A 13,519-nucleotide genomic window follows, 5' to 3' on the forward strand; every position below is an offset into this window, starting at 1 on the left:
CCGGTCGTTGCCTCGCCGAAGCGAACGCGGCGTGCCACACTTGGCAACCGTGAATGCGATCGTGGTGACCGGTGCACACGGCCAGTTGGGCCGCAGGGTGGTCTCTCTTGCCGCCGAACGGGGTGACGGTGTCGAGGTGACCGCATATTCGTCCGCCGACCTGGACATCACCGACCCGGACGCGGTCGCGGCCGCGGTCGGTGCGGGAGCGACGGTGATCAACTGTGCTGCGTACACCGCCGTCGATGCCGCCGAGACGGACGAGGCGCGGGCGCTGGCCGTCAACGCGGACGGCCCGCGAAATCTCGCGCGTGCCTGCGGGCGTGTCGGAGCCCGGTTGATCCACGTCTCCACCGATTATGTGTTCGACGGCACAGCGACCGAACCGTACGAGGTCGACGCGAAGACCGCGCCGCGGTCGGCGTACGGGCGGACCAAGCGTGCCGGTGAGCTCGCCGTGTACGAGGAGCTGGCCGACGCCGTGGTCGTGCGGACGGCATGGGTGTACGACAACTCGGGCAAGAACTTCGTGACCACGATGCGCCGGCTCGAGGGCGAGCGCGAGACGGTCTCGGTGGTGAGCGATCAGATCGGTTCGCCCACGTTCGCCCTCGACCTGGCGGCGGGCCTGCTCGAGATCGAAGCCGATCCCGCCGTGCTCGGACGGACACTGCACTTCACCAACGCCGGGCAGGCCAGTTGGTTCGAACTCGCTCGAGCGGTGTTCACGCACATCGGTGCCGATGCCGAGCGAGTGAAGCCCTGTTCGAGCGCCGACTACGTCGCTGCCGCACCTCGGCCTGCATATTCGGTGCTCTCGTCGACAGCGTGGGCCGAGGCCGGCCTGACCCCGGCGCGGCCGTGGTCGGACGCATTGAGCGCAGCCTTGGCGCAGTCGACATGAGGGTTCGACGCGGGCTCGGGCTAGTCTTGCCCGCGTGAGTTCCGAGCTGGCCGTGGTGACGGTGACCTATTCGCCCGGCGAATACCTTGATCAATTCCTGACGTCTCTGCGTGAGGCGACGACGCGTCCGCTTCGGGTGATCATGGCCGACAACGGCTCGGTCGACGGGACGCCCGAGGCAGCCGAGGTCGCGTTCGAGGAGGCGGAGTTGCTGCGTACCGGCGCGAACATCGGCTACGGCGCAGCCGTCAATCGTGCGGTGGCCGAGATCGATCCCGCCGTCGAATTCGTCGTCGTGGCCAATCCCGATGTGCGGTGGCATCCCGGGTCTCTCGACGGCCTCCTCGACGCAGCGGCGCGGTGGCCACGGGCGGGTGCCCTCGGGCCTCTCATCCGCGAGCCCGACGGCTCGCGGTACCCATCGGCACGGTCGGTGCCCGATCTGACATCCGGTGCAGGCCACGCGGTGTTGGGCAAGCTCTGGCCGAAGAACCCGTGGACCCAGCGGTATCGCCAGGAGAACGAGACGGTGAGCGAGCGACCGGTGGGGTGGCTGTCCGGATCCTGCCTGTTGCTTCGGCGTTCGGCGTTCGACTCGATCGGCGGATTCGACTCGCGATACTTCATGTACATGGAGGACGTGGATCTGGGCGACCGGCTCGGCAGAGCAGGCTGGCACAACGTCTACGTTCCCGGCGTCGAGGTCACCCACTCGAAAGGCCATGCAGCAGGACGGCATCCGGAAGTGATGTTGCCCGCACATCACACCAGTGCATACCGCTTCCAGGCCGATCGGCACCCCCGAACGTGGCAGGCTCCCTTACGATTGGCTCTGCGCTTCGGTCTCGGTCTTCGCTCGAAGATCGTTGTGGCCTCGGCGCTTCGGGCGCGAGCAGTTGACGGACGAGAATCGGACGAGAGAACAGAGGCTGGACATGTCGGATAGTTCCCCATCGGTCGCCGCACGCACCGATGCAGTCATCCTGGTCGGCGGCAAGGGAACTCGGCTCAGGCCGTTGACGCTCTCGGCCCCCAAGCCGATGCTTCCCACCGCAGGGCTGCCGTTCCTGACCCACCTGCTGGCGCGCATCAAGGCCGCGGGCATCGAGCACGTCGTACTCGGCACGTCGTTCAAAGCCGAAGTGTTCGAGCAGCATTTCGGAGACGGATCCTCACTCGGTATCGAACTCGAGTACGTGTTCGAGGACGAGCCGATGGGCACCGGTGGAGGCATCAGGAACGTTCTGCCGCGTCTGCGCGCAGAGAACGTCATGGTCTTCAACGGTGATGTCCTGGGCGGCACCGATCTGACCGCAGTCCTGGACACGCACCGAACGACCGAGGCCGATGTGACGTTGCATCTGGTTCGCGTCGGTGATCCGCGCGCTTTCGGTTGCGTTCCGACCGACGAATCCGGCCGAGTGACAGCGTTTCTCGAAAAGACCCAGGATCCGCCGACCGATCAGATCAACGCGGGCTGCTACGTCTTCAAGCGCGAGATCATCGAATCCATTCCGTCCGACCGACCGGTGTCGGTGGAGCGAGAGGTGTTCCCCGCCTTGCTCGCCGAGGACAAGAGGGTCTACGGACATGTCGACAGTGCGTACTGGCGTGACATGGGAACACCGGAAGATTTCGTCAAGGGCTCGGCCGATCTGGTTCGCGGCATTGCGCCGTCGCCTGCCTTGCACGGTGATCGGGGCGAATCGCTGGTTCATCCGGGTGCCGGAGTTGCCCCCGGTGCATTGCTGATCGGTGGAACCGTCGTGGGCCGCGGAGCCGAGATCGGCGCAGGTGCACGCCTCGACGGTGCCGTCGTGTTCGACGGCGCGATCGTCGAGGCGGGGGCCGTGGTCGAGCGATCGATCCTCGGTTTCGGCGCTCGCATCGGACCTCGCGCCCTGGTACGCGACGCGGTCATCGGCGACGGAGCCGACATCGGTGCTCGCTGTGAGTTGCTCCGCGGTGCGCGCGTGTGGCCCGGGGTCAAACTGCCCGACGGCGGCGTGCGCTTCTCGACCGACGTCTGACGTCACGGCGCCCGATGGGGCGATCGATCAGCGAAGCGCGGCAAGCGCGACGAGGTGATCGATCGTCTCGTGCTCGGCGTCGTCGGGCAATGCGTCGACCGGCCACCAACGCAGATCCGTCGATTCGTCGCTGCGTACCGCTCGCGCACCGTCCGGCGCACGCACCAGAAACCTCAGGTCGAGGTGCCGTGTCGGCTTACCGAGCGAGCAGGTGATCGGGTGCGTGTGTGCCGAGAGCAGGACCGGATCCACTGTCAGATCGGCGATTCCGGATTCCTCGGTGGCCTCGCGTAACGCCGCGTCGACCACGGTGTCGTCGGTCGGTTCGCAGTGGCCGCCGAGTTGAATCCACCGAACGACCTTGGGATGCAGCGTCAGCAATACATGGGTTCCCGACGCATCGAGCACCAACGAGGACGCGGTGAAGTGGCCTGCCTCGTTGGCACGCAGACAGGCATCCTGGTTGCTGTCGAGGAACGCCAGCATGGTGTGCCGGAGCGACTCGTCCGCCGAATCGGACGGTGCCCATCGGTCGAGTGTCATTGCCGTCGAATGCCAGAGGGAGGACGCCGACACGCCTCAGACCTCCAGGAGCGAGGATCCGGGCACCACCGGATCCCGTACGGTCAGTGGCTCGCTCGGGTGCCCGATTGCAATGGCTCCCATGGCTTTCCAATCCGCGCGCAGGCCGAGTTCGGCGCGCACGGTCTCGGCGGCGAAGATGGTCGAACCGATCCAGCAGCTGCCGAGATCGCGTACCGCGAGGGCGACCAGCAAACCCTGGACGGCAGCACCGACCGCCACGGTGAACATCGTGTCCTCCGCGGCTCGACGCCTCTCGTCGGGGTACGAGTGCGCACCGTCGGGAACGCAGAACGGGATCACGATCTCCGGTGCCTCGAACAGGATGTCGCCGCGGCTCAGTCGCGCGGCGATGCGTTCCTCGCTCAGCCCGTCGGCCGCCAGGTCGGCTCGCCACTGCTCACGCATCGTCTCGAGCAGAAGACGGCGAACCGCGGGCGTCTTGATCCAGACGAATCGAACCGGACGGGTGTGGTGCGGGGCCGGGGCGGTGAGGGCATCGGCGACGGCGCCGCGAATCGATTCGGGATCGACGGGTTCGTCTGTGAACGAGCGCACCGACCGACGGCGGAGCAGGGCCTCGCGTCGACCCCGATCGAGTGCCTCGGCGGTGCCGAGCCAGAACAGGTCGTCCTCGCCGCCGCGCAGCAGAGTCGCCGCGGTGGAACCGTCGTCGACGGGAGTCAGTCCGCGGACGACGGCGATCGGAACACCGCCGAGCTTGCCCTTCACCAGATCGCCTGCAGCAGCGAGCTCGTCGGCGATCGCGACCTCGGTGACGACGAGCTCGTTCCCCTGGCCGTCCTCGGCTCCGGCATACGCGTGCACCACCGCGAGCCCCGCAGCGCCGATCGCCGCATCGGTCTGGCCGATCCGCCACGCCCGCCCCATGGTGTCGGTGACGACCACGGCCACCGTCACCCCGAGCAGCGCACCGAGTGCCGTGCGAAGTGCTGCGGCACTGGCGTCGGGATTCTCGGGCAGCAGCGCCAGCTCGCCACCGTCGACGTTGGATCCGTCGATTCCCGACGCAGCCTGCACGATGCCGAGTCGGTTCTCGGTGATGAGGGTTCGGCCCTTGCGGGCAACGATGCGCACGGCTTCCTGGTCCACGAGGACTCTGCGGGCGGCGTCCCGCTCGTCCGCATCACGAGGTGCCTGCACCAGACGGCCCTCGACCTTGGAGATGATCTTGCTGGTCACGATCAGGATGTCGCCGTCTCGCAACCAGGGTGCCCGGTCCGCGATCGACGCGGCCAGGTCGTCACCGGGCCGAAATTCGGGCAGGCCGGTCACCGGAAGGATTTCGATCGCCCCGCCGGGGGCGTGATCACCCGGCGCGGTCGCGGTGGGGTGGGGGTCGGTCACAGCTCGAGCCCCGCCGCACGCAGAGCGGTTCGCGCCATCACTGCCGTGGTCTCGGGGTCGGTCATCAGCAACGGAACGGACTGCACGTCGACACCGTTTACGACCGCGGTGTCGGTGGTGTGTACCAGCCACGCGTCGAGAATGCCTGTACCGCTTCGGCTTCCGTAGTGGCGGCCGACCGCCTGCGCCGTGGTCTCGACACCGATGACGGAGAGGCACTCGTCGGCCATGCCGCGCAACGGCTTTCCGTCGACGACGGGGGAGAGGCCGACCACCTTGGCGGCAGTCGTGCGAAGCGCCCCGCGGATTCCGGGTACCGCGAGAATTGCGCCGACGCTCACCACCGGATTGGACGGCGCGAGGACCACGGCGTCGGCCTGGGTGATCGCCTCGACGACACCCGGTGCCGGAGAGGCCTGTTCGGCCCCGATGTTGGCGAAACTGTGGGTCGGAATCTGTGCGCGGTACCGAACCCACCACTCCTGGAAGTGAATTGCGCGCTGCTGCTCACCGCTCGGGTCCTCGGGATCGGTGACGACCACGTGGGTCTCCGAGCGATCGTCGGTGACGGGTAGGAGCCGCACTCCGGGTTGCCAACGGTTGCACAGGGCTTCGGTGACGGCGGACAGTGGAAAACCCGTGCGCAGCATGCGGCTGCGGATCAGGTGCGTGGCGATGTCTCGGTCGCCGAGTCCGAACCAGTCTGGATCGGCACCGTAGGCCGCCAGTTCGTCGCGAGCGTTCCAGGTCTCCGCGATGCGGCCCCAGCCGCGATCGGTGTCGATGCCTCCGCCGAGGGTGTACATGCACGTATCGAGGTCCGGACAGATGCGAAGGCCGTGCATCCACACGTCGTCGCCGACGTTGACCACCGCGGTGATCTCGTTCTCGGGTTCGTCGCCGAGCAGGGTGTCGCCGAACAGCGATTTGAGACCCTGGAGGAACCGAGCGCCACCGACACCACCGACCAGAACAGTAACTTTCACAACATGCGAGCCTAGTGCGGTTGTGGCGAGCCGGGGTGAGCGCCTACCCGGACCGTTCGCAGGGCTGGGATCCGAGCGGCAGAACGGCCGCGACACGCACGGGACGCGCTCCGATTCGGGGAGACCGCCGATTTCGGGCATGTGATGGTATTGGATTTGCGCGATCGGCTTGACCGCGACACACCTGGACGTGTCTAATCACAGGTATGTCATTCAGTGTTCGCAGCACGAGTTCGATTGCGGCGAACCTGGTTTCGAACACTCGTTCCCTTCCTGTTCGTTCCCCGGTGGACGTCGAGTAGAGGTCGAGAGTCGGGTGGGCACGCCGCGTTTGCCGGCACTGTCGATCCGATCGAATACCGGCGCGGGGCAAGGTATTCGAGCACACGAGAACCGAAAGTATCTGCGCTACCACAGGTGAGGAGGCGGAAGCGATGTATGACCAGCACGTGACACGTGATCAGCGGGGCGGACCCACTGCTCACCTCAGCGCTGTCGACGACGCGCCGCAAACCGAGTCCGGCATCGGCGCAGATTCGAGCGTCACGATCGACGCGGGTTCTGCGTACGTTGCTCCAGTAGACGAGACCGACACCGATACGGATGTCGTCGACGTCGAGCTCGAGTCGGAATCGGACGCCGACCTGATGCCGTTCGTGGCCGAGTCGGTACCACCGGCCAAGCCGTTCCTCAGTCTCGTCGGAGGATTCGACGAGATGTTCGAGGAGATCGAGGACCAGTGGCAGGAGCGCGCACTGTGCGCTCAGACCGACCCCGAGGCCTTCTTCCCCGAAAAGGGGGGCTCCACCCGCGAGGCCAAGCGCATCTGCCTCGGCTGCGAGGTCAAGGATGAGTGCCTCGAGTACGCGCTCGCCAACGACGAGCGGTTCGGTATCTGGGGCGGACTGTCCGAGCGGGAACGTCGGCGGCTCAAGCGCGGGATCGGCTGAGCCACTCGATCCCGTCCGGTCGGACGGGTTTCGGTCGACCGGTCACTCTCCGGCCGGATCGACCTCGTCGGGGTCGATGCCGAGATACGTCGCCACTTGCTCGACCAGAACTTCGAACAACAGGTCTTCCAGATCCTCCGGGTGCTTCGCTCGACGCTCGAGTGGGCGCCTGAACAGCACCACTCGCGCGCGTGTCGTCTCCCCGCGCTTGTCGATGCCGGCAGGTACCAACCGCGAGAGCGGCACCGGACCTTCCGCCACCACCTCCGGTGGCCACGTCACCGATTCCGGATCCAATGCACGGATCTTGGGTACTTCGTCCACTGCGATGTCGAGTTTCGCGAGCTTCTCGTGCCACCGATGGTCGATTCGCGCAAATGCTTCGAGCACCAGCCGGTCGAACTTCTCTGCTCGTGAACGCCGGGCCGGGATGTCCTCGGGCAGAACCGGTCCGCGGATGCCGCGGCCGTGCCGGGCCACGGACCGAGAGGTGATCCTGCGCGCGGATGAGAATCGAGGCATGGGGGGAGGTTATCGCGCTCGTCCGGTGTGTCGGTCGTTCGGTCGGTTGCACCCACCGGATACTCTGCACTCGTGAGATCACTGCGTGGCTGCTGCAGGCCTGGTTGCAACCGTTCTGCCGTTGCGACGCTCACATACGTCTACTCCGACTCCACCGCCGTCGTCGGGCCGCTGGCCACCGTGGACGAACCGCATTCCTGGGATCTGTGCGAAGTGCACGCGTCGACGACCACCGCTCCGAAGGGCTGGGAGCTGGTGCGGTACGAGGGTGGATACTCGACGTCGAGTCCCGACGAGGACGACCTGACGGCCTTGGCGGAGGCCGTGCGCGAGGCGGGCCGAGGCGATCGCGTCCGCTCGGACGATCGCGAGAGCCACGACCGTTCGGCGTCACGCCCGTCCGACTCCGAACGCCGATCGACCCCGGCCGTCAGAACGGGTAGAAGGGGGCACCTACGAGTGCTTCCAGACCCCACGTCCTGAGTCTCACGCACACTCGATGTGGTTCGCATCGGTCCGACTGGCCGGTGCGACTGTCGTCTGGCAAGGTCTTGCGAGCAGGACCGAAACGGACAGTGCCGGTCTGGCGATACTTGGTGTGAATCGCACCGCTACCGACGCTCGATGTTCGACGCCGATGTGCGGCGTCGTAAGAATCACCAGGAGAATCTTCGTGGCCCGAACCGCAGAGTCCGTCAACGCCGTCATCAAGGCCTACGACGTCCGTGGCGTCGTAGGTGAGCAGATAGACGAGGCGTTCGTGCGTGACGTCGGTGCGTCTTTCGCGCGACTGGTTCGCGACGAGGCAGGAGCCGCGCGATCGGTGGTGATCGGCCACGACATGCGAGATTCGTCGCCCGCCCTGTCCCGGGCGTTCGCGGACGGAGTCACCGCGCAAGGTCTCGACGTGGTGCACATCGGCCTGGCGTCGACCGATCAGCTCTACTTCGCCTCGGGCATGCTCGAATGCCCGGGCGCGATGTTCACCGCCAGCCACAATCCTGCGAAATACAACGGGATCAAGCTCTGCCGCGCCGGCGCGAAACCAGTGGGACAGGACACGGGCTTGGCGACGGTCAAGACCGAATTGGTGGACGGGGTACCGGAGTTCGACGGACCGTCCGGGACGGCGACGTCGCGCGACGTGCTCGGGGAGTACGCGCAGTTCGTCCGAGATCTGGTCGACCTCTCGGGAATCGGTTCCATGAAGATCGCCGTCGATGCAGGCAACGGAATGGGCGGGCATACGGTGCCTGCAGTGTTCGGGCCGCTGCCGGTGACGATCGAGCCGCTGTTCTTCGAGCTCGACGGCAGCTTCCCCAATCACGAGGCCAATCCACTCGACCCGGCGAACCTGGTGGATCTGCAGCGTTTCGTCGTCGAGACCGGAGCCGATATCGGGCTCGCATTCGACGGTGATGCGGATCGGTGCTTCGTCGTCGACGAGAAGGGCGATCCGGTCTCGCCGTCCGCAGTCACCTGCCTGGTGGCCGAGCGCGAACTGGCCAAGGAGCCGGGCGCGGTGGTCATCCACAATCTGATCACTTCGCGCGCCGTTCCGGAACTGGTCACCGAGCTCGGCGGCACCCCGGTTCGTACCCGAGTGGGTCACTCCTTCATCAAGCAGCAGATGGCCGACACCGGAGCGATTTTCGGCGGCGAGCACTCTGCCCATTACTACTTCCGTGATTTCTGGGGTGCAGACTCCGGAATGCTCGCCGCGCTGCATGTCCTCGCTGCGCTCGGTGCGCAGGATCGACCTCTGTCGGAGATGATGGCCGAGTACGAGACCTACAGCGCCTCGGGTGAGATCAACTCGACCGTCGCCGACGCAGCCGAACGAACCGAGGCCGTGCTCGCAGCGTTTGCCGATCGGACGGCAGGAATCGACCGACTCGACGGGGTCACGGTCGATCTGGCCGACGGTGCCTGGTTCAACTTGCGGGCATCCAACACCGAACCGCTGCTGCGGCTGAACGTGGAAGCGCGGACCGGTGCGGCCGTCGATGCGATTTCGTCGGAGATATTGAGCATCGTTCGCGCCGGACTGGAATAGTGGTTACCACAGGTTCATGAGTGGGTATACAGACGTTTCGAGCGGGTGACGTAGAGGGAGGTGTCGCAGCCATGACGGCAGTGTCGTCTCTGGTCGATCTCGACGATTCCGATGCTCTCATCGCGGCCGATCGTGAGGGCTCGTTGCGCAGCGCCGCACTGGCCGGCGCGCAAGTGCGGGCCGTCGCGACCGCGGTCGACGAATCGGTTCTCGCCCGTCTGGCAGATCTCCGTCCGCGAAGCGTCGTGATCGTGACCGGCGACGGCCGCAGCAGTCGGGCTGCGTCGCTGCTCGTCGCAGCGCTCGGTGACCGACTCGGCGTCCCGCTGGTACGGAGCACCGGAACTCCGCCATGGATCGGCCCTCTCGACGTCGTGGTGGTGGCAGGCGACGACGCCGGGGATCCGCGACTGGCCGAGTCGGTGGACGCGGCGTCGCGTCGCGGCGCAGAAGTGGTCGTTGTCGCCCCCGAAGAGGGGCCACTGCGAGCCGTACCGGGAGCCCGAGTGATGTGGTTGCCGCCTCGGATCGCAGTCCGTGATCACAATGCCCTGATGCGCTACCTCGCTGCATTCGTGGCCGTACTCGGTGCGGTCGCCGGTGGGTCGTGGAAGTCGTTGCTGCCCAACTTGTCTCGTCTGGCAGATCTGCTCGACGCCGAGGCGGTGCGAAACAGCCCGTCCAACGAGGTGTTCCACAATCCAGCCAAGGCCCTTGCCAGTGGATTGAACGGTCGGCGGGTGGTGCTGACCGGCAGTGGTCCCGCCGCCGTCGAGGTCGCCAGGCACGGCAGTGAGGTGTTGCTGCGTGTTGCGGGTGTCGTCGTCGGCGCGGGGGAGTTGGGCGATGTCATTGCCGCTTCCGTCCGAGCATCGGCAGTCGAATCACTGGGTGCGCCAAGAACATTCGACTCGTTTTTTCACGACGAACAGCTCGACGGTCCACCGCCAGCGCTGCCGATGCGCGTCGTCGTTGTGGCGTCGGAAGCCGATCGGATGATGACGGAACGACGAATCGCCGGTGTTCCCGAGTCGGAATTGTTGCTCACCGAGTCGGGTGAGGCGCTGTTCGGCGGCGAGCGCGCGAGGGCCGAGTTCGGCAACCCCGCGGCGTCGTCCGGGCCGGATACACTTTCGATGCTCGACACGATGTCCGTGTTGGCGACGCGGTTGGACACGACCGCCGCTTACCTGCTGTTGATGGGCGGTAGCTAGTGCAACTCTTGCGAGGCGCGGTTCGGTCGTACGCATGGGGTTCGCGAACCGCCCTCGCTCGAATTCAAGGGCGCCCCGTGCCGTCCGATCATCCCGAGGCCGAGATCTGGCTGGGTGCCCACCCTGCCGATTCGGCGCACGTGATGCACGAGGGTGGCAGCACTCCCTTGCTCACGCTGATCGACGGTGATCCGGGAACGCAGCTGGGCGGGTCTGCGCAACACTACGAGTCGCGGCTGCCGTATCTGCTGAAACTGCTTGCCGCAGAAGAACCTCTGTCGCTGCAGGCGCACCCAAGCAGTGCACAGGCCCGTGAAGGATTCGCGCGCGAGAACGCCGCGGGTGTTTCCATAGACTCCCCGGTCCGCAACTACCGCGATCCGAACCACAAGCCCGAATTGATCGTGGCGCTCACGGAGTTCGAGGCGTTGGCGGGCTTCCGTCGGCCGGCCGACACCGTCGAACTTCTCGACGCCCTGGGAGTTTCTGCGCTCGGCGGATATCGCACCCTCCTCGCCGCCCAACCCGATGCTTCCGGTCTGCGCACGGTGTTCACCTCGTGGATCACCCTTCCCGGGCAAGCGTTGGACGACATCCTGCCCGCCGTAGCCCAGGGATGCATCGACTACCTCTCCGGTCCGGCACGAACGGACGGTGGTCGATTCGCGGCGGAGGCGAGGACTCTGCTCGAATTGGGGGAGTCCTACCCCGGCGACGCCGGCGTGCTCGCGGCGTTGCTGCTCAATCGGGTGACATTGAGTCCGGGCCAAGGTCTGTATCTCGATGCGGGCAATCTCCATGCGTACCTGCGCGGTACCGGCGTGGAGATCATGGCCAATTCGGACAACGTGCTTCGCGGGGGGTTGACGCCCAAACATGTCGACGTGCCGGAATTGTTGCGCGTCCTGGATTTCGAGCCCGCCGACATCTCCGCCATCACCCCGGGTGTCGACGACCGACCGACCTACCGGTACCCAACGCCTGCACCGGAATTCGCGCTGAGTCGCACTTCGGTGGCGGCAGGGGAGACGGTGGACATTCCCGGATCCGGCCCGAGAATCCTGCTGTGCACAAGCGGAACCGTCGTCGCAGGCACCGGTGGCACTGCGGCCGGGCTCTCGGTGCCGCAGGGCAGTTCGGCGTGGATTCCGGCTGCGGACGAATCGGTTTTCGTGACTGCCGACTCGGGCGATGCCGAGGTGTTCGTGGCGTCGGTCGGCACGCTCTAGTTCGTTCGATCCGCGGAACTTGTACCGAGGCCGTGCCCCGAGGCAATAGTCTGATGTCACAGTGATTTCTGTGACGGGTGTGACCCGTCGGCAGATGTGAACAGGCGATACGGAGGCCCGATGACGAAAGCAGACCGGCCCGAGAAGGCCCCGCGTACGACGGGGTGGTTCCGGACCAAATCGATAGAGCAGTCCATCGAGGACACCGACGAGCCCGACACCAAACTCCGCAAAGAACTCGGTTCGTGGGATCTGACCGTGTTCGGCGTTGCAGTTGCCGTCGGTGCAGGCATCTTCACCCTGACTGCCAGGACTGCCGGAAACGTTGCGGGGCCTGCGGTGTCGGTGGCTTTCGTGCTGGCGGCGATAGCCTGCGGTCTCGCCGCGCTGTGCTACGCCGAATTCGCCTCGACGGTGCCGGTCGCCGGAAGCGCATACACGTTCTCCTATGCCGCATTCGGCGAGTTCATCGCCTGGATCATCGGCTGGGATCTGATCCTCGAATTCGGTCTCGCGGCCGCGGTTGTGGCCAAGGCGTGGTCGCTCTACCTCGGGGATCTGCTGGGTACATCGGCACCTGTGCTCGAGATCGGTTCACTGAACTTCGACTGGGGCGCACTGCTCATCGTGGTTCTGTTGACGGTGCTCATCGCCTCGGGCACCAAGCTGTCCTCGCGGGTGTCTCTGGTCATCACGGCGATCAAGGTGATCGTCGTTCTGTTCGTCGTCGTGCTCGGGGCCTTCTACATCAAGGTCGCCAATTACGACCCGTACATCCCACCGTCCGAACCCGCGTCGACGGGCGAGGGATTGCATCAGTCTCTGTTCTCGTTCGTCACCGGCGCAGGCGGTAGCACGTTCGGTGCGTACGGATTGCTGGCAGCCGCCTCCCTGGTGTTCTTCGCGTTCATCGGTTTCGACGTGGTCGCGACCACCGCGGAAGAGGCCAAGGAGCCGCAGAAGGCGCTACCGCGCGGCATTCTCGGATCGTTGGCGATCGTCACCGTCCTCTACGTCGCAGTCACGTTGGTACTGACCGGGATGGTCAAGTACACCGATCTGGCCGGCGACAGCTCCACCTTGGCGACGGCGTTCGAGCTGAACGGGCTGACGTGGGCCAAGAACATTATCTCGTTCGGCGCACTCGCAGGCCTGACGACAGTGGTGATGGTGCTGATGCTCGGCCAGACGCGAGTGCTCTTCGCGATGTCGAGAGACGGACTGGTGCCCCGTGGCCTGGCGCACACCGGAAAGAAAGGCACTCCGGTCAGGACGACGATTCTGGTCGGTGTCATCGTCGGGCTGCTCGCCGCGTTCGTACCTCTCGGAACTCTCGAGGAGATGGTGAACATCGGCACGCTGTTCGCATTCGTTCTCGTGTCGGCAGGCGTTCTCGTTCTGCGCAAGACGCGGCCCGACCTCGAGCGTGGCTTCCGTGTGCCGTGGGTTCCGCTGGTCCCGATTCTGGCGGTTCTCGCGTGCCTGTGGCTGATGTTCAACCTGTCGGTCGAGACCTGGCTGCGCTTCCTGGTCTGGATGGCCGCCGGTGTCGTCGTCTACGTCCTGTACGGCAGGCGGCACTCGGTGATGGGGCTGCGGGAAGCCGAGAAGTCCCGTGTCGGGAATGTCAAGCGCTGAACAGGGCCTCGCGGCAGCACTCCACACGGCGTCACATCGA

At 65.9% G+C, this 13,519-nt stretch carries 13 protein-coding genes; 9 read left to right on the forward strand and 4 right to left on the reverse strand.

Annotated elements, in window-relative coordinates; all coding sequences use genetic code 11:
• Positions 1 to 49 precede the first annotated feature (49 nt).
• From rfbD to ACNEOT_RS12085, 3 genes are read left to right on the forward strand one after another with little or no spacing between them, the layout of a single operon-like run.
• A complete protein-coding gene (gene rfbD, locus ACNEOT_RS12075) occupies positions 50 to 904 on the forward strand; it encodes a dTDP-4-dehydrorhamnose reductase (RefSeq protein ID WP_415974276.1) in 855 nt (284 codons plus the stop codon).
• Positions 905 to 938: 34 nt separating this feature from the next.
• On the forward strand, positions 939 to 1,850 hold the full coding sequence (locus ACNEOT_RS12080; RefSeq protein WP_415974277.1) for a glycosyltransferase: 912 nt from the start codon (positions 939 to 941) through the stop codon (positions 1,848 to 1,850).
• Positions 1,840 to 2,934, forward strand: a complete 1,095-nt coding sequence (locus tag ACNEOT_RS12085; RefSeq protein ID WP_415974278.1) for a sugar phosphate nucleotidyltransferase — start codon at positions 1,840 to 1,842, stop codon at positions 2,932 to 2,934. Before ACNEOT_RS12080 ends, ACNEOT_RS12085 begins: the two co-directional genes overlap by 11 nt.
• 27 nt (positions 2,935 to 2,961) lie before the next feature.
• Here ACNEOT_RS12085 and ACNEOT_RS12090 read toward each other — a convergent pair whose 3' ends face one another.
• The 3 genes from ACNEOT_RS12090 to cofD are packed head-to-tail and all read right to left on the reverse strand — an operon-like array spanning position 2,962 to position 5,870.
• Positions 2,962 to 3,510, reverse strand: a complete 549-nt coding sequence (locus ACNEOT_RS12090) for an NUDIX hydrolase (protein WP_415974279.1) — start codon at positions 3,508 to 3,510, stop codon at positions 2,962 to 2,964.
• Positions 3,511 to 3,513: 3 nt separating this feature from the next.
• The gene (locus ACNEOT_RS12095) at positions 3,514 to 4,884 is read right to left on the reverse strand and encodes a coenzyme F420-0:L-glutamate ligase (protein WP_415974280.1); all 1,371 of its coding nucleotides are present in this window, start codon (positions 4,882 to 4,884) and stop codon (positions 3,514 to 3,516) included.
• Positions 4,881 to 5,870: a 2-phospho-L-lactate transferase gene (gene cofD, locus ACNEOT_RS12100; RefSeq protein ID WP_415974281.1), complete on the reverse strand. Its 990-nt coding sequence runs from the start codon at positions 5,868 to 5,870 to the stop codon at positions 4,881 to 4,883. Before cofD ends, ACNEOT_RS12095 begins: the two co-directional genes overlap by 4 nt.
• 716 nt (positions 5,871 to 6,586) lie before the next feature.
• On the opposite strand from cofD, the gene ACNEOT_RS12105 reads away from it, so the two are divergent.
• Positions 6,587 to 6,820, forward strand: coding sequence for a WhiB family transcriptional regulator (locus ACNEOT_RS12105; RefSeq protein ID WP_027496498.1), 234 nt, complete (start codon positions 6,587 to 6,589; stop codon positions 6,818 to 6,820).
• A gap of 42 nt (positions 6,821 to 6,862) precedes the next feature.
• On the opposite strand, the gene ACNEOT_RS12110 is transcribed toward ACNEOT_RS12105, so the two are convergent.
• The gene (locus tag ACNEOT_RS12110; protein ID WP_415974282.1) at positions 6,863 to 7,342 is read right to left on the reverse strand and encodes a metallopeptidase family protein; all 480 of its coding nucleotides are present in this window, start codon (positions 7,340 to 7,342) and stop codon (positions 6,863 to 6,865) included.
• 72 nt (positions 7,343 to 7,414) lie between these two features.
• Here ACNEOT_RS12110 and ACNEOT_RS12115 point away from each other — a divergent pair, with 72 nt between their 5' ends.
• From ACNEOT_RS12115 to ACNEOT_RS12135, 5 genes are all read left to right on the forward strand, one after another.
• Entirely contained in the window at positions 7,415 to 7,825 is a 411-nt protein-coding gene (locus ACNEOT_RS12115; protein WP_415974283.1) for a DUF3499 domain-containing protein, read from the forward strand.
• 190 nt (positions 7,826 to 8,015) lie between these two features.
• Positions 8,016 to 9,398: a phosphomannomutase/phosphoglucomutase gene (locus tag ACNEOT_RS12120; protein WP_415974284.1), complete on the forward strand. Its 1,383-nt coding sequence runs from the start codon at positions 8,016 to 8,018 to the stop codon at positions 9,396 to 9,398.
• Between the two features lie 71 nt (positions 9,399 to 9,469).
• Positions 9,470 to 10,612 carry a tobH protein gene (locus ACNEOT_RS12125; RefSeq protein ID WP_415974285.1) on the forward strand — a complete coding sequence of 381 codons (1,143 nt, stop codon included), beginning with the start codon at positions 9,470 to 9,472 and terminating at the stop codon, positions 10,610 to 10,612.
• Positions 10,612 to 11,841 (forward strand): mannose-6-phosphate isomerase, class I, encoded by a 1,230-nt coding sequence (gene manA, locus ACNEOT_RS12130; protein WP_415974286.1) that lies wholly within the window; start codon positions 10,612 to 10,614, stop codon positions 11,839 to 11,841. The genes ACNEOT_RS12125 and manA overlap by 1 nt, the downstream gene beginning before the upstream one ends.
• 120 nt (positions 11,842 to 11,961) lie before the next feature.
• Complete coding sequence (locus tag ACNEOT_RS12135; RefSeq protein ID WP_415974287.1) at positions 11,962 to 13,479, forward strand: amino acid permease; 1,518 nt, start codon at positions 11,962 to 11,964, stop codon at positions 13,477 to 13,479.
• The last annotated feature ends 40 nt before the right edge of the window (positions 13,480 to 13,519 follow it).

It is taken from the genome of Rhodococcus sp. 077-4 (assembly GCF_047782425.1).
Taxonomy (GTDB): Bacteria; Actinomycetota; Actinomycetes; order Mycobacteriales; family Mycobacteriaceae; genus Rhodococcoides.

Bases quoted from the DNA above. Each gene is read 5' to 3' on its own strand.
- ACNEOT_RS12085 (WP_415974278.1), top strand. From the start codon at position 1,840: ATGTCGGATAGTTCCCCATCGGTCGCCGCACGCACCGATGCAGTCATC.
- ACNEOT_RS12105 (WP_027496498.1), top strand. From the start codon at position 6,587: ATGTTCGAGGAGATCGAGGACCAGTGGCAGGAGCGCGCACTGTGCGCT.
- ACNEOT_RS12110 (WP_415974282.1), bottom strand. From the start codon at position 7,342: ATGCCTCGATTCTCATCCGCGCGCAGGATCACCTCTCGGTCCGTGGCC.
- ACNEOT_RS12125 (WP_415974285.1), top strand. From the start codon at position 9,470: ATGACGGCAGTGTCGTCTCTGGTCGATCTCGACGATTCCGATGCTCTC.
- ACNEOT_RS12135 (WP_415974287.1), top strand. From the start codon at position 11,962: ATGACGAAAGCAGACCGGCCCGAGAAGGCCCCGCGTACGACGGGGTGG.